Annotated in this window: 17 protein-coding genes and 1 pseudogene; 7 read left to right on the forward strand and 11 right to left on the reverse strand. The window is 69.5% G+C overall.

Features of this window, described 5'->3' with window-relative positions; all coding sequences use genetic code 11:
• Positions 1-77 precede the first annotated feature (77 nt).
• Both BS83_RS08730 and BS83_RS08735 read right to left on the reverse strand, forming a co-directional pair.
• A complete protein-coding gene (locus BS83_RS08730) occupies positions 78-728 on the reverse strand; it encodes a hypothetical protein (protein ID WP_037603300.1) in 651 nt (216 codons plus the stop codon).
• Between the two features lie 750 nt (positions 729-1,478).
• Positions 1,479-2,144, reverse strand: coding sequence for a DUF4097 family beta strand repeat-containing protein (locus BS83_RS08735; RefSeq protein ID WP_037600638.1), 666 nt, complete (start codon positions 2,142-2,144; stop codon positions 1,479-1,481).
• A 230-nt stretch (positions 2,145-2,374) separates the two neighbouring features.
• On the opposite strand from BS83_RS08735, the gene BS83_RS08740 reads away from it, so the two are divergent.
• On the forward strand, positions 2,375-3,088 hold the full coding sequence (locus tag BS83_RS08740) for a MarR family transcriptional regulator (protein ID WP_037600640.1): 714 nt from the start codon (positions 2,375-2,377) through the stop codon (positions 3,086-3,088).
• A gap of 588 nt (positions 3,089-3,676) precedes the next feature.
• On the opposite strand, the gene BS83_RS08745 is transcribed toward BS83_RS08740, so the two are convergent.
• A complete protein-coding gene (locus BS83_RS08745; protein WP_037603301.1) occupies positions 3,677-4,915 on the reverse strand; it encodes an IS256 family transposase in 1,239 nt (412 codons plus the stop codon).
• A gap of 356 nt (positions 4,916-5,271) precedes the next feature.
• Entirely contained in the window at positions 5,272-5,667 is a 396-nt protein-coding gene (locus BS83_RS45255; protein WP_157597081.1) for a DUF6188 family protein, read from the reverse strand.
• A gap of 1,032 nt (positions 5,668-6,699) precedes the next feature.
• Between BS83_RS45255 and BS83_RS08755 the strand changes: the two genes are divergently transcribed.
• The 3 genes from BS83_RS08755 (at position 6,700) to BS83_RS45260 (ending at position 8,725) form a co-directional block, all read left to right on the forward strand.
• Complete coding sequence (locus BS83_RS08755) at positions 6,700-7,803, forward strand: helix-turn-helix domain-containing protein (protein ID WP_037603303.1); 1,104 nt, start codon at positions 6,700-6,702, stop codon at positions 7,801-7,803.
• Positions 7,804-7,824: 21 nt separating this feature from the next.
• Positions 7,825-8,403, forward strand: a complete 579-nt coding sequence (locus tag BS83_RS08760; protein WP_037603305.1) for an HD domain-containing protein — start codon at positions 7,825-7,827, stop codon at positions 8,401-8,403.
• A 178-nt stretch (positions 8,404-8,581) separates the two neighbouring features.
• Positions 8,582-8,725 carry a hypothetical protein gene (locus BS83_RS45260; RefSeq protein WP_157597082.1) on the forward strand — a complete coding sequence of 48 codons (144 nt, stop codon included), beginning with the start codon at positions 8,582-8,584 and terminating at the stop codon, positions 8,723-8,725.
• A gap of 1,087 nt (positions 8,726-9,812) precedes the next feature.
• Here the strand turns inward: BS83_RS45260 and BS83_RS08765 are convergent.
• Together BS83_RS08765 and BS83_RS08770 are read right to left on the reverse strand one after the other, a co-directional pair.
• Positions 9,813-10,631 (reverse strand): hypothetical protein, encoded by an 819-nt coding sequence (locus BS83_RS08765; RefSeq protein WP_037603306.1) that lies wholly within the window; start codon positions 10,629-10,631, stop codon positions 9,813-9,815.
• On the reverse strand, positions 10,628-10,927 hold the full coding sequence (locus BS83_RS08770; protein WP_037603307.1) for a PadR family transcriptional regulator: 300 nt from the start codon (positions 10,925-10,927) through the stop codon (positions 10,628-10,630). The genes BS83_RS08765 and BS83_RS08770 overlap by 4 nt, the downstream gene beginning before the upstream one ends.
• 75 nt (positions 10,928-11,002) lie before the next feature.
• On the opposite strand from BS83_RS08770, the gene BS83_RS08775 reads away from it, so the two are divergent.
• Positions 11,003-12,064, forward strand: a complete 1,062-nt coding sequence (locus tag BS83_RS08775; RefSeq protein WP_157597083.1) for a hypothetical protein — start codon at positions 11,003-11,005, stop codon at positions 12,062-12,064.
• 176 nt (positions 12,065-12,240) lie between these two features.
• On the opposite strand, the pseudogene BS83_RS08780 reads toward BS83_RS08775, so the two are convergent.
• The 5 genes and pseudogenes from BS83_RS08780 to BS83_RS08795 form a co-directional block, all read right to left on the reverse strand.
• Positions 12,241-12,564: pseudogene (locus BS83_RS08780) on the reverse strand (IS701 family transposase); the annotation flags it as partial.
• 201 nt (positions 12,565-12,765) lie between these two features.
• Positions 12,766-12,912, reverse strand: coding sequence for a hypothetical protein (locus BS83_RS08785; protein WP_157597084.1), 147 nt, complete (start codon positions 12,910-12,912; stop codon positions 12,766-12,768).
• 625 nt (positions 12,913-13,537) lie between these two features.
• Positions 13,538-13,894, reverse strand: a complete 357-nt coding sequence (locus tag BS83_RS08790) for a hypothetical protein (protein WP_037603310.1) — start codon at positions 13,892-13,894, stop codon at positions 13,538-13,540.
• Between the two features lie 322 nt (positions 13,895-14,216).
• The gene (locus BS83_RS45265; protein ID WP_157597085.1) at positions 14,217-14,726 is read right to left on the reverse strand and encodes a hypothetical protein; all 510 of its coding nucleotides are present in this window, start codon (positions 14,724-14,726) and stop codon (positions 14,217-14,219) included.
• Between the two features lie 151 nt (positions 14,727-14,877).
• A complete protein-coding gene (locus tag BS83_RS08795; protein ID WP_037603311.1) occupies positions 14,878-15,309 on the reverse strand; it encodes a hypothetical protein in 432 nt (143 codons plus the stop codon).
• 795 nt (positions 15,310-16,104) lie between these two features.
• On the opposite strand from BS83_RS08795, the gene BS83_RS41570 reads away from it, so the two are divergent.
• Together BS83_RS41570 and BS83_RS08805 are read left to right on the forward strand one after the other, a co-directional pair.
• Positions 16,105-16,542: a hypothetical protein gene (locus tag BS83_RS41570; protein ID WP_051942845.1), complete on the forward strand. Its 438-nt coding sequence runs from the start codon at positions 16,105-16,107 to the stop codon at positions 16,540-16,542.
• A 120-nt stretch (positions 16,543-16,662) separates the two neighbouring features.
• Positions 16,663-18,039: an IS1380 family transposase gene (locus tag BS83_RS08805; protein WP_037603312.1), complete on the forward strand. Its 1,377-nt coding sequence runs from the start codon at positions 16,663-16,665 to the stop codon at positions 18,037-18,039.
• The last annotated feature ends 308 nt before the right edge of the window (positions 18,040-18,347 follow it).

Consider the following 18,347-nt stretch of genomic DNA (forward strand, 5'->3'; position numbering starts at 1 on the left):
AGGACCGCGCCGGAGTTCACCGCGGACAGCAGCGCGTCGACCGAGTCGAAGAGGTCCTCTGGCACCGGGCGTCTCCTTCAGCGTGCGTTCGGGCGGGTCGGATCCACACGCGGGTCGCCGTGGAGCGCGTCGAAGACCGGTTCGGCCATGCACGCCGTCAGATCGGCCGAGTCGCACCGCAGCGTGAAACCGGCGCTGCGTCCCAGTGCGGCGGCCGAGACCGGTACCCGGGGCCGGTAGTAGCACTCCAGCTCACGGCCGGTGAACCCGTTGCCGGTGCCATGCGCGAGGCCGGGCGCGGTGGCCGGTGGCGTGGGTGGAAGGGGGAACGACGGCAGCGCCACGATGTCGTCCTCGGCGGCCAGGTGCAGGATGCCGTCGTCGGCGGTACGGAACGCGATCACGAGGTCGACTCCCCCGCCGCGGCGGTCCGTCGGCAGGCCGTGGCCCTCCAGGACCCGGCTCAGCTGGGACGGCGCGATGCCCGCGGCCGTGCTGAGGGTGCGCCGGTTCGCGTAGGGGCCGGAGGTGTCCGCGCGGGCCAGGGCGATCTCCTTCACCGTGCTCAGGCGGGCGTTCAGGCGCTGGAGGTCTGCGACCAGCTCGACCAACTCGTCGAAGTCCGTCGCCGTGGGCGGTGCCACAGGAGCCCCGCGCAACGCGCCGGCCAGCACACGGGCCAGATCGTCCGTGATGTCGAACCGCTCCCCGCCGATCTCTACCCGCATCCCCCACCGCCCTCAAAAGCTACACCTGACTCAAATGCTACAGAGGGGTGTTGTTTTCTCCGCACGGCACGCGCGGGTGCCGTGCGGGTGCCGTGCGGTTGTCGTGCGGTTGTCGTGCGGTTGTCGTGCGGGGGCGATGAGGTCGGAAGGGCGCGGGGGTGTTCGGGCGTGGGTGGGTGGGGTGTCGGGTTGTGTCCGGCTGCTGGTGGGTCCGGGTGGGGTGGTCGGCGACGTGGCGTTGCGGCGTGCGACCGTCGGGGCGCGGCGCTCGGGTTGGTCGGTGTGGGGTGGCGGGTCCGTGTGCGGTCGCTGCGCCGTGGCTCTTCAAGGCCCGGGCTACCGGGCGTAGCGTCCACACCCATGACGCCGCCCGGCAGGCCTGCGGATGCCGCCGGGCGCTGGGCGCTGGGCGCGGCGTGCCGCAGCCGCGCTGCTCTGGGTTTCGATCACTCGCGGCCGGTATGCCGGCACCGGCGTCGACCCGGCCCGGGCCTGGTTCGTGACCGGGAGCCGGCGGATCGGGTCGGACCCGCCGCCGCCGAGGTCGCGCGTGGGCTGGTGGAGTCGGTTTCGGTATCGCGTCGCGCGCCGGGTGTGGCGGGGACAGGACGGTCGGGCCGGGTGTGGCCGTCGGCAGGGCGGGGGCAGGGGCGCGGTGGTTCCGGCGGATCGGGTCGGGCATGGTGTCGTGGCGCTCGGGGCGGGGTTCTGGGCCGGTGTGCGGCGTTGGGATCCCCGCCCCGTTCCGGGTCACAGGCTGTGGGCGGTGATGTCGCCGCGGTGGGTGGTGGCGCGGATGGTGAGCCCGGTGGCGCCGTCGTTCTTCAGGGCGTTGCTGACACGGCCGTGGCCGGTGCCGGCGTTCAGGGAGGCGGAGACGCCGGGGGCGGCGGCGACGGTGACGTGGCCGTCCTGGGTGCGCAGGTCGACGGTGCCGCGGTGGGCCTCGGCGACGGTGATGTCGCCGCGGTGGGTGGTGATCTGGGCCGGGCCGGTGATCCGGCCGATCTCCACGTTCCCGTCGACGGCGGTCAGGCGCAGGCTCGCGGCCTCGTCGACCTTGATGTGCTGGTAGGCGCCCTCGAAGACCAGGTCGCCCAGGCGTCCGACGACGCGCAGTTCACAGGCGTCGGCCTTGGTCTGGACGTGGGAGCCGGCGGGCAGCTGCACGGTGACCTGGACCGACCCGGACGGGCCGAACAGCTGGTTCTTCGGCTCGGCGGTGCTGATCCGCAGCACGCCGTCGGTGTGGGCGACCGAGACCTGCTCGGCGGCCTTCACGTCCCGGCTGCGGGACGGGTCGGCGGGGCGGACCTCCACGGTGATGTCGGTGCGGTCGGCGGCGATCAGGTGGACGCGTCCGGAGGGGATGCCCAGGACGGCGGTGACCGGGGCGGTGGCGGGGAACTTCTGCATCATGCTCTCCTGTGTGCGTTGCTGTTTCTGATGTCGAGAACGCTACGTTGCGTTCTAGGTTTCGGCAACACACTTGTTGCGCCAAATCAGCTTCAGTACAGGTCAATGCCTGGATTTCGTTGCACCGAGCTTAGATCTAACGCAACGACAGGAGGAGGGATTCGTTGCATTGATGTGGAGTGAACGCTAGGGTGGCGGCGAAGAGGACAGCTCACACGAGGGAGACGCAGGTGCCGGGAGGCCGACTCACCGCACAGGAACGCCAGCAGATCGCCTCAGGGCTGGCCGACGACCTCCCCTACGCCGAAATCGCCCGCCGCCTGGACCGCCCCACCTCCACCGTCACCCGCGAGGTCGAACGCAACGGCGGCCCCACCGCCTACCGCGCCGACCTCGCCCACCGCGCCACCGAACACCGCGCCCGCCGCCGCAAGCAGGCCGCACCCCGCGGCCCGGGCCCGGCGGGGCGCGGACGCGACGACGTCGCGCTGCGGGAGTACGAGGAGAGCTTCACCACCCTGCTGATGGGCCAGGGCCTGCCCCGGATGACCGCCCGGGTCCTGACCCGCCTGATGACCGCCGACACCGGCGTCACCGCCGCCGAACTGGCCACCGGCCTCGACATCAGCGCGGCGTCCGTCTCCAAGGCCATCACCTTCCTGGAGGCACAGGGCCTGACCCGCCGCGAACGCGACGAACGCCGCCGCGAGCGCTACTTCGTCGACGAGGACGTCTGGTACCAATCCACCATCGCCGCCGCACACGGCATCGCCCAGGTCGCCACCACCGCCCGCCAAGGCATCCCCGTCCTGGGACCCGACACCCCCGCCGCCACCCGCCTGGAAAACATCGCCCGCTTCAGCGACTTCATCAGCGAAACCATGCTCCACGCCGCCGAACAGGTCCGCGCCATCCTCCACACCAAACCCCCCACCACCCACTGACCGGCCAACCCCCAAGCCACCCCCTAGTGCTCCAACGCGGCTTCGCGACCCAGCCGGCCCCCGGCCCACCGCGCCCACCCCCGGGGCACGACACGCACACCACACACCACAAGAACCGGCAGGACCCAGCAGAAACCAGCCACCACCACACACAAGAGGGACCCGGCGGCCACCACCGACCCCGACCCGGTGATACCCATCCCCGAAACCAACCGACCCACAGCCCCGCAGCCACCACCGAACCCGAACACACGCCCCGAACCGAGGCACGGCCACCCACACAGAGCCGGGCCGAGTCGCGCAGCGCGCCCGCGTGCAGCGGGACCGGACACCGCCTCACCCCCCGAACCGACCCCGCATCAGGCGACGCCGGCCTCAGCGGAAATGTCCGCCAAGGCGGCCACCCACCGGGCCGCACAAACCCACTCCAGGACGGGCACCAGGCAACCACCAGCCCCGCCGAGCCTGCTGAGCAAGGCCGACCCCGACCCCACAGCAAACAAGCACCACCGAGAAACCCGTGCCTAGAAGCAAGGTCACGTCCGCTGGCGTGGTGTATCGACGGCCAGTCGGTGATCTCTTTGCAGATTAGGCGGTGAGGGCGGTCGGGTTGGTGTCGTCGGTGGGTTCTCCCTCGATCGGGTGGAGGCGGCAGCGGCCGAGGATCTCGGACCCGATGTAGCGCCGTTGCTCGGCCCATTCGTCGCTCTGCTCGGCCAGGACAGCGCCGACCAGCCTGATGACGGAGGCTCGGTCGGGGAAGATCCCGACGACGTCGGTGCGGCGGCGGATCTCCTTGTTCAGCCGTTCCTGCGGGTTGTTGCTCCAGATGCTCTTCCAGACCGTGCGTGGGAAGGCGGCGAACGCCAGCAGGTCCTCGCGGGCGTTCTCCAGGTGCTCGGCCGCGGCGGGGAACTTCTCGTGCAGCGAGCCGATCACCTGACCCATCTGCTGATGGACCGCGTCGGCGTCGGGCTGCTCGAACACGGTCCGCAGCAGTGTGGCGACCCACGGCTGGGCCGATTTGGGGACCTTAGTCAGGAGGTTGCGGGCGTAGTGGGTGCGGCAGCGCTGCCAGCTCGCGCCGGGCAGGACCCCGGCGACGGCGTCGACCAGGCCTGTGTGGGCGTCGGAGACAACCAGCTTCACCCCGGCCAGGCCGCGGGCGACCAGGGACCGCAGGAATGCGGTCCAGCCGGCTCCGTCCTCGACGGTGGCGACGTCCAGGCCCAGGACTTCGCGCTGGCCCTCGTTGTTGACGCCGACGGCGACCAGGCATGCGATGTTGACCACGCGGCCGCCCTCGCGGACCTTCTGGGTCAGCGCGTCGAGCCAGACGAAGGTGTAGGGCCCCTGGTCCAGGGGGCGGTTGCGGAACTCCGCGACCCGCCCGTCCAGGTGCTTGGCCATCTCGCTGACCTGGGACTTCGACAGCTGGGTGACGCCCAGGGTCTCGGCGAGCTTCTCGACACGGCGGGTGGAGACGCCGAGCAGGTAGGCGGTGGCGACGACCGAGATCAGGGCCTGCTCGGCCCGGCGTCGGCGTTCCAGCAGCCAGGTGGGGAAGTAGGAGCCCGACCGCAGTTTGGGGATGGCCAGCTCGACGGTGCCGGCGCGGGTGTCCCACTCGCGCGGGCGGTAGCCGTTGCGGTGGTTGACGCGTTCGTCGCTGACCTGCCCGTATTCGGCGTTGCAGAGAGCGTCGGCCTCCGCGGACATGAGCGCGTCGGCGAACGTCTTGACCATCGCGCGCAGCAGATCGGGACTCGCCGAGGCCAAGTTCGCCTCAATCGTGGCGTGCAGGGGCAGACTGTCAGGTGCGGTCATCGTGCTGGTCTCCTTCGGGCTTAGACACCTCGAAGATCAGCCGATGGCCGTTCAACTATGCGGGCACCCAACCGATTCAGGAGCAAACCCCCGGATCAGGTGGAAACCCGTACACCATTTCCCAGGACGCAACCATCTTTCAGACACGCTCCGAGGTCGAGCTTCCCAGCGACCGGCACCCAGGCCGAGATCCGGGGAATCCTCGGCGGCTCCCTCGACAGGCCGTCTACCACCGCGACGCACTGCTGTGGATCCACGGGAACGGCGCGAACGAGAGCCTACGGTCAACGCTGCAGGGAGCCCGCCGGAAAATCCGGAGGACTCCCTGTCACAGACAATCCGTCACCGGGCCAAGCCTAGCCCGCCGAAGAGTTTCCCTCGCAAGACCAGGAAAATACTCCCGGAAATGAGATCTCTACCGTCGAGCCACGCCCGGCTGCTCGCGAGTTCAAATGGATACCCGAATCGAAGACCAATCGAAGCGCGCCAGACTTAAAGGCCACTGCAGACAGAATCCGCGACCGAGTAATATCCTCCAAAATCTCCTCAGACACCGCTGCGAGAGATTCAGTACGAGCCCTTGGAGCTGTTACCGCCCCGACTGAAACAACTGCAGAGTTTCCGACCTTGATCCAGCCGTCGGCACCGAGCTCGATGGTTGTTACCTCTCCGCGACGAACTGCACTGATACGCGTATTGCGGAGTCCAAGGATCCATCGATCATCATTTTCGAGAACCGTCAGTTGGCTCATGGCGCCATCCTACTCATCGGGAAGGTGGTCAAACAGGTTGCCAATGCTATCCTCTGCCGGACTTCCGTCCGGGAGCTGCGGGTAGACCTCGCCCGTCTTGAGGTCGACGAGAATATCTGGATTCTTGTTACCACCTATACCACGCCATCCCTTCCCGGCCTTGACAGCATGGATCGCATCCTTGATCTGCTTTGTCCTTTAGCCGAGATCGCTGGCAATTGCCCCCTCCTTTGATGCCAGATCCATGTCCTCGGCATCGGATGCAGCTCCGGTCGACCAGCCGGAATTGGCTTCGTTCATCATCGTGCTGATGTCATTGCCGAAGCCCTGGGCGCCCGCAATTCCTATCTTCAGCCCGCCGTATGCGACGCCCGCAGCACCCAGCAGGTGCAGCCGCAGGGCTCCTGATGGCTGTGGACGACGTCGCCAGCGCGCGGGGTGAACACGCGGGACACAGACGGTGCAGCCGTGGATGCGTCTCGCCGCGGCAGGCTCCGGAGTGCGCGTGGGTCGCCGTCACGGAGACGACTCACCGTCACCTGGTTCGACGTGACAGGAGCAGGCGCAGGGCACCTTCACCCAGCCGAGTACTCGGTCTTGGTAACCCGGGTGGTGGCACATCTCATGCAGGTCGGGCCAACGGTCGGCACCAGTCCGGCACTCCGGAGTCGAGTACGCCCGCGGCAGCGGACCGGACACTACGCCCTTCACCGGAATCGTCACGGCTGACTCCAGCACGCCGCACACTTCACCACGGCGACCACCCTGCGGGCCACACGCTGCAGGCCGGCCGGAATCAACAGGGCAGCCCGGTTCCCGCAGGAGACGCACGACTCGCCCAGGATCTGCGCCCTCGCCAGGGCGACCGCAAGCGGTTGGTTCGCGGCAACGGTGGTTTCCACGGGTCAGCCCTCCACTACGCTGAGTTGCTGGCTTGAAATGCGTAGGTATGACGGTAGAAATCAGCGATCTCCGCCAGAAGTGACCCGCAGTACGAGTTGCGGAGCCCGCGCGACGGTACGAAGGCGACACATGTCCCCCGAGCCCCGCCCAACCCTGACCGGCAGTCAGGGTTCCCTTCCGCGTGCCCGCAGCGGAGTGATCAGCGGCTACGTCCTGCGCCTTGTCCGGGAACACCTCGCCCTCACGCAAGAGCAGCTCGCACAGCACCTCAGCGTCTCCCTCGACACGATCGCCGGCTGGGAGACAGGCCGCAGGGCCCTCACCGCCGTGTCGGTCGGCCAGATGCTCATGTACCGGCACACCCTGCTGAACTTAGGCGCGACTGCCGATCTGGTGACCGCGCTCGACCGTGCCATGGAAGCCGACGTGCTCCTCACCTCCGCCCTCGAGGAGCGGCCCACTGAGGCGAGCCCGCTTGGTGCCTGGGTGATGCAGCGCGACCTCGCGGAGATGCTCACCTGGCCATTGCACGGCCGCGCACCGGAAGCAGCCGCAGCACCGGCCGTCCGGCCGCGCCGCGGCCCCGTCCCCAGCGGCCCAACTCTCGGCGAGCAGGAAAGGACGAGGTTCTTCGCCTCACTGCGCACCACCGCCGAGCAGGCCCGCCAGCCCGAACAGTTCCTGCTCCGCCGCCAGGCGCTCTACTTGGCGGGCTACGATCGCAGCCCGGACACCGGCGGCTGGGTCGCCCACCAGGAACACGAGACCCGGCCCGGCGACTGGCTGCAGCACTGGCTCACCGCCCGCTCCGTCGCCTCCATCGGCGCCCGCCAAGGCGACCACGACCGGGTTGCCTCGTTCGTCCGCACTGCCGTCGCCGGCGACGACCGCGGCGAGGCCGCGAACCTCAACTACTGGGCCTACTGGGTCGGCGAGACCTCCACGATCCAACTCGACGACTCATTCATCGCCACCGGGCAGGCGGGCGACTGGACCGGCCGACGGCTCCTGCAGCACCTCGTCGACCGCCTTGACCCGCGCTTTGGCTACCGCGAGCTGTATATCCACACCCTATGGGCGCTGATCGCCGCCCGCCCCGGCCTCCTGCAGTCCACCGACCGCGTGGTCCTGCGCGACCGCATGGAGATCCTGTTGGATAGCGGGGAGATCTCGGCCCAGGCCGGCCGGGAGCTCGAAGGAGTCAGGTACGCGCTGCGCCTCGCCCCTGGGTGAGCGCCGGAAGAGGGGCTCACGGTGACCGAAGACCTGTCCAAGGTGGCGGACTTCCTGTTCGAGACCGGCACGCTCAAGAACGCCCGCCGCACGGGCTGGTGGATGGCAGGAGTCCGTGACCCAGAGAGTGTCGCCGAGCATTCCTGGCGCACGTCGCTGCTGGCCTCCGTCATCGCAGGCCTAGAGGGTGCTGACCCGGCGCGCGCCGCGCTGATGGCGGTCTGGCACGACTCCCAGGAGTCCCGCACTGGGGACGTGAACCACCTCGGGAAGAAGTACCTGGGCCAGGAGGCCGACCCCGTCCACGTGACCGCCGACCAGACTGCCGGGATGCCCGCGGCGCTCGCGAAGTCGATTCAGGACGTGGTCGCCGAGTATGAGGCCCGGCAGACACGGGAGGCGATCTGCGCGCGGGACGCGGACAAGCTGGAGTGCCTGCTGCAGGGCATCGAGTACAAGGCGCAGGGCTACGAGCACGCGCAGCGGTGGATCGACAACAGCCGCGGCCGGCTCACGACAGAGTCCGCGAAGCGCCTGGCGGACGAGCTCATCGGTCGCGGCTCAATCGGCTGGCTCAAGACAGTGATGGGCGAGAGCTGATGGATCGACTCTGAGCGATACGGCCCCGAAGGCCCCGGACCGCGCACCGCCACGCGTAGGGAACTTGGCGCCCCGCACGCGGCCGGATCGTGGACGCATCTGTACATCTGAGCCTGTCAACGAGCACGCCAACGGCCCCGCCCGGTTCGCCAGCGCGGGGCCGTGGCATCATCGCGGCATGCTGATCGCTGCAAGCGTCCCGCGTGCCGGAGCAGGAATGTCGATGCCTGCGTGGCTTGCGGTGGCTCTGATCGTGGCCTCCACCGGAATTGCTGCGGTGGTCTTCGTGATCTCTTCCCGGCGCGAGGCTCGGAAGAAGTAGCCGCCGCAGGCTGTGTCACCGCGCTGGGTGGAGGCCCCAGACCATCCCCGCGGGTGCGGGGAGCAGATGCTGAGCACGGCGGACATGAACGCTTCGAAGGGACCATCCCCGCGGGTGCGGGGAGCACACCAGGATGCGCAGGTTCTTGCGCTCCCAGTCGGGACCATCCCCGCGCCCACGGGGATGATCTCCCGGAGACCCGGAGGCCATCTACCAGGCGAACCGGGACGGCTGCACCCTGCGCTCGCAGGGATGGTCCCAACCAGGTGGCCTATATCGCATCATCGAGCGCGTCTGCTCCCGGCAAGTGCGGGGAGGGTCCCATGCCGTTGGCCAGGGCGTCCGTCGGGGTGCCTTGTTCCCGGGCCCGTCACGACGTGGGCTGACGACTGCTTCCCGCGACTGCGGGGATGCTCCCTGCGTCGGCTCGTTCACCGGGACGTTCGAGCGCTGCTCCCCGCGCCCGCGGGGATGATCCCTTCACGTAGGCCGCGCTGTTCGGGTGGCTGATCTGCTCCCTGCACCTGCGGGGATGATCCCGAAGTCCTCGGGCGGCCGCTTCCCCGACACGAGGACCGCGCTGGTCACCCCCGCGTCGGCGAAGAGCAGGCCGCTGGTCAGGCAGGGTCCGGGCCGAGGTTCGAGACACCGGGAGCACCGTCACGCCCCGAGGATCGCGAGGTTGGCGGGCCGACCACCCCGCCAACGCGTGAGACCGATGATAGTGAGCGTCCTCGCGGCCCTGCTGGAGGTACTCTCTCCTGACGCGGGACGCAGATGCGCTCCCTGGGCTGGCTCTGCAGCGTCAGCCTGGGTCTGTGCGGCTGGGAAGCCGCGTTGCCGTCAGTGTCATCTGGCCGCTGACGGACGACGCCGAGGTCCTGCAGATCGCGCTCGTTGTCCCCATCGCCGCAGGCGGTGGGCCCGGCATGGTCCGGGAGCTACCAGTGGCGGCACGGCCACACCGAGCCTCCGCCGCTGCGACGCCGCGTGGCACGGCCCGTACTCGAACGGCTCCTGGGTGTCCGAAGGGCCCGTCGATCCAGGTTGGGGCGGTGGAGCCACGGGCGAGCTCGCGTACTCGACGTCAGTTCCCGGAGATCACCCTCAGATCGCGCAGGGTCGCGGCCAAGGCGCCGGCCAGGAGGACGAGGCAGCCGGCCGCCGCCACGGCGATCCGGTCGGGATGGGGACGACCAAAGCAAACGGCGAGGGCCACCGCCCCGGTGAGCAGGCTGCCTGCGGTCAGACTCCACAGGCCCAGGCGCAGGCTCGCAGCGGATGGCAGGACGAGCACGGCGCCGCCGACGTCCGAGACCGCACGAGCGGTCTGGACCGCGGCCGCGGCCAGGGCGAGCCACCAGGAGGCGACTGCCAGGTGCTCCCACAGCCCGGCTCGCCCCGTGTGGACCCGCGCGAGCACCACCACGCCAGCCCCGAGCAGCGCGGGAACGCCCAGACGACGGGCGGCACGACCCGCCAGGACGCCCAGCGCGCCCGCCGAGAGTTTCGGGCGCGGCGCGGCGAGCCCGAGCCCGAGCAGCAGCAGGGCGGCACAGGCGCGCGCCGGCCAGGGTCCGCCCGGCGCGTCGGCGAGGGGGGCACCCTGCTCCCCGATTGCGTGGCCGAGCAGCACGGTGAACAGTGCGACCGTCACGCCGAGTGTCGCGGCCCGGCCGAAGCGTCTGTCGCGGGCGTCGGCGCGGCGAACGTCAGTGGGCCCGGCATCGACGAGCCCGGGGTCGACGGGCCAGAGGACCGGGTGCAGCCACAGGTCGGCGGCGCCGCGCAGTGCGTCGGACCAGCCGCGCCAGCCGGCCGCCCGCACCTCCTCGGCCATGGCCTCGCCCCAGCGGTCACGGAAAGCGGGCGGGTAGAGCCGCACCAGTCGGTCGGCGACGCTCATGTGGAGCTCACTCCCAAGCTGCGCAGCCCCGCGGCGGCCACCTTGGCCATGGACCGCAGTTCCCGTTCGAGCACCGCCCGCCCCTCGGCAGTCAGCCGCACGGGGCGCTGCCGCCCCGATTCCTCGACCGGCTCGACAAGCCCCTTGGCCTCCAGCCGGGTGAGTGCACCGTACAGGCTGCCGGGGCCGAGGCGCTCCCCGACCAGCCGCTCAATGGCCGCGTTCACGGCATAGCCGTGCAGCGGCCCGTCGGCCAGGGCGCAAAGGACCAGCCTCTGGGCGTCGTTGGCCTGCATGCCGACCGCCTCCCTCCGTACGCAGGGACTCAGATTACTACGCACTGTGTAGTACGCGGCATGTACTATGCCGCCATGCCCAACCGTCCCGACGCGCAGCCCGCCGACGTGACGCTCCCCGCCGGCCACCCCGCCCGGGCCGCGGTCCGCCGGGCCGCCCGCGACGCCCTCGCCGCGGCCGTGCTATTCACCGCCTTCGCCGAGGTCACCTCCCACATCCGGGCAGTGCGCGCGGGCAGCCCGTGGCAGGACGACCCCTACGACGCCGTGGTCTCGTTCACCCTGTTCCTGGTCCCGGCCCTGGCGGCGCTCGCCGCCGCTCGGTCTCTTCTGCTGCGAAAGGACGAGCCGCAGCCGCGCTTCCGGATCGGTCAGCTCCTGCGCGCCTGGGGCGTGTGCGCCGCACTGATCGCGACCACCGCGCTCACCGACTGGACGGCCGTGGCCCTGCGCGCCGACCGGAGTCTGTGGAGCAGCGTGACGCCCTGGGTCGTCGCATCCCTGGTGCTCCCCACAGCGGCGGCCGCCGTGGCGGGCGCGCGCGTCCTGCGAGCTCGCCGGCTCCTCCCGCCGGGCCCTGGCGGGCGCGGGGACGGTCCGGTGGCGGGTGACTGGCTCGACGATCTGGCGCCCACGGTCCGGTACCTGGCCGTGCTTCTCCCAGCGCCGTTGACGCGTCGAGTGGACCGAACTGTGACGCATCAGCGCTTCGCCTCCACCGTGCGGTTCACCCGCCAGCACATCGTCGGCCTCGCCGGGGCGGCGGCCGGGCTCGGCGGCGCGCTGCTGGCCGCCGCGGAGGCCGTCGGCGAGGGCTGGACCGACCCGCTGCTCTGGTTCACCGCCGCATGCGTCCACGCGGGCGGGTTCTTCGCCTTCGCCATGCTCTGCAACACGGCGCTGGCGATCTCCGTACCGCGCCCGAACGACCGCCGTCGCGGGCCCGCGCAAGCCGTGCGCTACGCCGTCACGGCGGCGGCTCTCGCCGTTCCGCTCACCGGAGCGCTGCGGGCACCGTTGCGTCCGCTGATCGGCCCTACGGACACCGTTCCGGCTCTCGCCGAACTGGTCCTCACCGGCGCCGCTGTCGCGGGCGTACTCACCTTCGTGATCACCATCGCGCTCGGCTCCGACTAGTACTCCAGTGAGAGTTCTTCGTTTTCCCTGGTCAGCAGCCTGGCGGTCAGGAGTGAAGCGGGGCTGCGCCGGGGGTGGAGGAGCGTTCGCGGGATGTCACGCGAACGAGCGGCCGCGCCGCATGTAGTGGCAGCGACGTGCGTGTGCCTTCTGGCGGCGGCGCCAGGTGGACCAGGTCAAGGTGCGGTCGCGGGACGCAGGATAGTGGCGGGGCCGAGTTGCCAGCAGACGGCGAATCTCGGCCGGGGTGAGATCCACGAGATCGGGCGTGTCCCGAGCGCGTCCCCCTTTTCGCGCTCCTGGGCTGCCATAACCGCGAGGAATGCGTGGGCGAGCATCGCGAGGGTGATGTGCCGGTACCAGCCCACGAAGCGCCGCACTTCGTACTGGTCCAGGCCGCGCGAGCCAGCGATCTGGACCAAGTCCGCGAGGGTCGCGTCCAGCGGTGCGAAGGCAAGGTAGAAGGCAATCTCGTCGGCCCTGGTGATGCCGCGGCGTGCAGCGCACGCTCAGGTCGTCGACTGGGGTGCGAAGCTGGTGGACGACAGCGGCGGCGACCGCAGCTGGCGGGTCTTCGCGGACCGGCGGGCCATCCGTTCTGCCTCTGCGGCGTGCGGAGCCGACTGAGCCAGCGGGGCCGAAGGCAGCGCAAAGCCCCCGGTGCGCCGGAATCGGAGGCTTCGTGCTGCCCGCGTGAGGGATCAGACGGTCACGCCTTGCGCCCGCAGGTAGGCGAGCGGGTCGACGTCCGAGTTGGGCGTGGCGCACGCCTCGACGTGCAGGTGTGGACCGATGACGTCGTACCAGGCTGCGGCGATGGCGGCGACCTCGTCCCGGGAGAAAGCCATGAGGGTCCGGAACTCCCAGTCCGGGAAGAACGGCCCGGTCACACGGCGTCCAAGCGCTGCTCGATGGTCTTCGTGTACTACCACAACGTCCGGTAGGCCACGAGTGCCTGGCAGGGCTGCGCCGGCCTGACCGCGCGAACGGCGACCCACGGGTCGCCGCCCAGGTCAGCACCTGGGGTCGGCCTCGTGAGAGGCCTCTCCGTGGAGTCATCGCCACCAGGATGGTCCGGCACGCCTTCGCGCGCCGGACCATCCTGCGCCGCGGTTCGCGGCGGTGCCTTCGATGCATATCGGCTTGGTCGCTCTGATGCGGTGTGATGATCTTCTTCCTGGACCGGGCTGCGAGCGAGCCAGGTCGTCGCCGAGGTGACCGGCGCAAGCGCGGAGCGGGTCGCGCCGCTCTCAGGTCCGGATCTCGTGCGCGAGATCATGGACGGCCCACCCTGCCGCCGCCCCGGGGCAGCACCACTTCGGTGCCGTTCCAGGCGGGCGAAGATGCTGCTGGCTCGCCGACCTCTGCCGCCGTCACCTCGCTGCCGCAACCGAGCAGGAGTGATCCATCAGCGAGGACGGTGCCACCGGGCGAGACCGCCACCGCGTCGTAGAGATGGCGCCTGGCCTGGTATCAGCCGGCGTCGGCTTCAGGGCCGGACCAGCTGCCGCTCTCCTGCGGCCGGAGGATCGCCTCGAAAGTCAGGTCGCCTGCACTGCAGGTGAACGTCGGCGAGTAGTTGATGTCCCAGACCTGGTCGCTTCTGTCGTTCCAGTTGATGTCGTACACGTCGCCGCACCCGCTCGCCAGGCGGAGGTAGAAACGCTCGTCCGTGCTGGCGAACGCCTGGTCGACGTCCCAAGTGGCGTAGGCGCGGTCCCAGGTGACGTAGTGCAGGCACAACGTGTACCGGGCCCCGAAGTTGCTGTGATAGGGCTGTGAGCAGAAGACGGGCTCGTCGGCGTGCGCGGCCCCGGCGCCCAGACCCACGAGTCCGGCGGTCGCGAGGCCCCAGGGCTGCAGCAGTGCGGGCGACTATGGCGAGTTTCGAATTCATGTGCCTTCCATACTCGTTGGCTTTGGTTCCGCTCGAGTGGGGCAGACCAGTACTCAGCAAGGCAGGTTGACAGGCGAGGTCCAAGGCTGGGACACCCCGAGACGGCCTCAGGCTTGCCGGCTCAGGGGCCGGTCAAGGGCCCGTCGGGGCCGTGCGCCGCAGCAGCATTCGGACCCCTGGGTGATGTCCTTGACACACCTGATCCTTGTCGGCTGTGTCGTCAGGGAGATGACGCGTCAGAATCGGGGACGCAGCTCACCGGAAGCAGTCTCCAGGCGATTCGGCGGGACCGTACACGTGGCCACTCTCGGTGAACCACATCTTGGTGTAGTAGCAATAGCCAGGGGTGACGACTTCGCCGAATTCGTCGGTGATGTTGATGGCCTTGGCGAAGCTTCCCTGAAAGTCGCCCCAGTCGGAGACCGAACTGTCCCAGTTCGGCTCTCCCGGGACCGGGCTTCCGTTGGAGCCGAGGTACTTCCATCCCGTCTGCGTGTAGAGATGGATGGCGGTACTTGGGGAATAGGCGCTGCCGCCTCCCCAGAAACGGCTCGTTTCCTGAACGGAGTCGAAGCAGGGGTTGAGCTGAATTCCATACGGGTAGACGCCGGGAGCGGTGTTGCCCCGGCACGCCGCGGTGTTCCCCCAGTAGGTGGTCGCCGCTTGAGCGTTACCGCCGGCCGAGAGCAGCGCGCCCGCGGTGAGTCCGACGGCACATATGACCCTTGCTGCCGCAGCTTTCCTGCTTCGCGTGAAAATACGCATAATGGTCCTCTCGATGGTCGGGGTGGAGTGAATCGATGGCTGCGATCCGGATGCCGGCACCTGGCCGGCGTTCTCGCCCTGGATCCCGTCACGGCAGGTCTTGCCCTGCGAGCCGCAGTCATCCGCGATCGGGATCCGGCCAGCATTCCTCTTACGTGTAGTCCGGGCTGCATTCGATCGGGGACCTCGTCGTGAGGTCCCACACGCACACCGCGTCGTACAGAACGTCGCCGCTGCTCGCCGACCCGTGCCACCAGGTGGGCGTGTCGGCGCCGGTGTTGGGCGCGTACGCGTCTGCGGCCTTGAAGGCGTCGGGCCATTCGGGGGACTCGTTGGACTTCCACTGCGCAATGCTGATCTCGCAGTCGTCATGAGCGTGATCCCAGGTATGGCCGGTTACGTGATTGCCGTCCCAGGTGGTCCAGCCGAAACAGTTGCCCGACCAGGCAGACCAGTTGGCGCCATCGGCGTGGGCGCTGGGCGCCACGAGGAGGCCGGCGGCGACGGTCGCGAAGGTACAGAACGCGACCGTGACGGACGCGGGTCGTGCGACGCAGCGCTTGAGCGCCCGCAGTGCATGCAAGGTCCCTACTCCAATTCGGCATTGTGTGTCCGCCCCCCAGGACCGTCCCGCTTTCAAGGACGAGTCGCTGCAGCATGCTGTCCCGAGTCGTGTCGGCACCGGCGCGCCGGAATCACGGACAGGTGCGTTTACTCGACGGGGCTTTGGCGGGCAGCTGATCGTGCTCGGTGCGGCGGATCGCCCTGGACGATGATCCACCGTCGGGTGCCTGTCCGCCAGGAATGTGAAGTGTCCATGCTGCGAAGACAGCGCCGGAGGACACGAGTGGACACCAGTGGACACGGGCGGACCTGCTCGACCGCGCCGTTGTGAGGGTTCGCGACGCCTGCCGCTCCCACCGCTTCGCCCCGCGGCCGACGTGGCGGAGGCCGTCAGACGGACCGCAGGACACCGACCGGCCGACTGAGCCGGCGTACCTTGCGGGTCCACGACGCCTTGCGCTCTCGCTTCACGTGCCTATGTCGCGGGAACGGAAAAGCGCGACACTCATGGACACGACTGGACGGGTGAACGCGGCACTGGACACCAACGACTCGGGAGCGAGAGTTCGCGCGCGCCTGGAGCGGCTGTGCCATGAACCAGCCGGGCCGGCTCGCGTTCAAGTCGATTCCCGGCAACAAGTGGTGCTTCTAGCCTCGGGCTTTCATGAATGTCGGACGAGGTGTGAGGGCCGGACGCCAGCCCTTGTCGCTGACCTGCCGCGATGCCCTTCTGGCTTCTTGCGGCTGTGACTTGCTGCTCTGCACCTGCTGGTGAGGGTTACGCCAACACAGACTGTCTGAAACGCTGTGCAGCATGGACGTATCCCAGCTCACCGCCGAGGACTACGCGTCCGCAGAGGACGCCCAGCAGCGGCTCGCGAGCCCGTCCGGTGCCGCGCCGAGCCTCTTTCGACAGATGAAGTCGTGGCAGGACTTCGTGACCGGTGTCGAGGAGGGCTTCGACACGACGTGGCTCTGGGAGTACCACAACGACCTGGGTTGCCGTGATTGGCTACACGACGCCGGTCCGCTGCTCACCCCGGCGTTGCGGACGCTGTGTCAGACCGTGATCGATGAGTGTGACGCCCGCTACCGCGCGGCGACGGGGCCGGCCATGCCACAGGTACCCGGGGCAAGCCGGTGGACGGTGCAAGGCAGGTGGTGGCACGACCGCTTTCCGTTGTTGATCGACCATGACGAGGACGTGGAACTGCCGCCGTCCTGGTCGCCGACGCCCAAGCGCCTGCTCTAGCGGGATGTCGCCGGAAGCGATCCCGTCCCATCCTTGATCAAGTAAATGGAGAGCACTGCTGACCTGCAACGATGGGACTTCTCTAGGGTCCTGTCAGCTGCAAGGAAAGAAACTCTCCAGGTGAGCAAACGTAGTGGGCTGTACCCGCGTGTCCGCGTCCGGGGCGATGGTGAGGGGGCGGTCTCGCAGGCCGGCGGGGTGCTGCTGGTGGAGGCCGCCCGCCGGGTCGGCCTGGACGCCGGCCTTTCGAAGGCGCTCGCACCGTGGCGCAAGCCGCGCACAGTTCATGATCCCGGCAAGGTCCTGCTCGACCTCGCCCTGGCGGTCGCGTTCGGTGGCGACTGCCTGTCGGACATCGGCGTGCTGCGGGCCGAGCCTGCCGTGTTCGGCCCGGTGGCATCCGACCCTACGGTGTCCCGGCTGGTTGAGGCCCTGGCCGCAGCGGGTCCCCGCGCGCTGGAGGCCATCCGCCAGGCTCGGTCCGACGTGCGCCAGCGAGTCTGGAAGCTGGCCGGCAACGCCGCGCCGGACTTCGGCGGCGAGGTGATCGTGGACATCGACGGCGTGCTGGTCCTGGCCCATTCGGAGAAGCAGGACGCCGCCGCAACGTGGAAGAAGACCTTCGGTCACCACCCCCTGGTCGCGTTCGTCGACCACGGCCGCGAAGGGTCGGGAGAGCCTGTCGCGGGTCTGCTGCGGCCCGGGAACGCGGGCAGCAACACCGCTGCCGACCACATCACTGTCACCCGCCAGGCACTGTCCCAGCTCCCGAAGAAGTACCGCCGTGGACGGCGCACGCTGATCCGAACCGACTCCGCCGGTGGCACCCACGAGTTCCTGAACTGGCTCACCCGGCGTGGGCGGTGGCTGTCCTACTCGGTCGGGATGGGCATCACCGACGCCGTCCACCAGGCCGTTCTCCTGGTTCCCGACTCGGCCTGGACCCCGGCCGTCGAACCCGGCGGCGACATACGCCACGGCGCGTGGGTCGCCGAGATCGCAGGCGACGTCCTGAAGGGCTGGCCGAAGGGCATGCGGCTGATCGTCCGCAAGGAACGGCCCCACCCCGGAGCCCAGTTGCGGTTCACCGACGCCGAGGGGATGCGGCTGACCTGCTTCGCGACGAACACCACCGGCACCGCGACCGCGGCCCTGGAACTACGGCACCGCCAGCGCGCGCGGGCCGAGGACCGCATCCGGGCGGCCCGCGACACCGGCCTGCGGAACCTGCCCCTGCACCACGCCGCCCAGAACCAGGTCTGGCTGGAGGTCGTCCAACTCGCCCTGGACCTGCTGGCCTGGATGCCGATGCTCACCCTGACCGGCGAAGCCCGCCGATGGGAGCCCAAGCGCCTGCGGTTGCGGCTGTTCTCCGCCGCCGCCCGGCTCGTCACCACCGGCCGCCGACGCTGGCTCCGACTCGGCCGGCACTGGCCCTGGATCCCGGTCATCATCGCCGCGTTCGAACGACTGCAGGCCCTACCTGACCCCGGCTGACCAGCAACAACACCCGCCCCGACGAGCAGCACCACACCCGGAGCAGTGGAACCCGGCGCCCACCCGACGTGACAAGCCGGGCCGCAGCCATGCCCACGACCAGCCCGAACAGCCGAAACGGCCCGCCGAGCAAACCGACGGACCGTCACGAAACATCGAGGCTAGGACGGCGGGCAGCCCAATGTCGGCTCCCTCGACATCGATATCGGCTACGTCTGCAACAACACCCCGTACGACATGCAGCTTCACGGCGGCCCGTTCGGCCACTACGAAGAGCGACTGGCCCAGCTACTCCAGACTCACGGCCG

The sequence above is a fragment of the Streptacidiphilus rugosus AM-16 genome (genome assembly GCF_000744655.1).
GTDB lineage: Bacteria > Actinomycetota > Actinomycetes > Streptomycetales > Streptomycetaceae > Streptacidiphilus > Streptacidiphilus rugosus.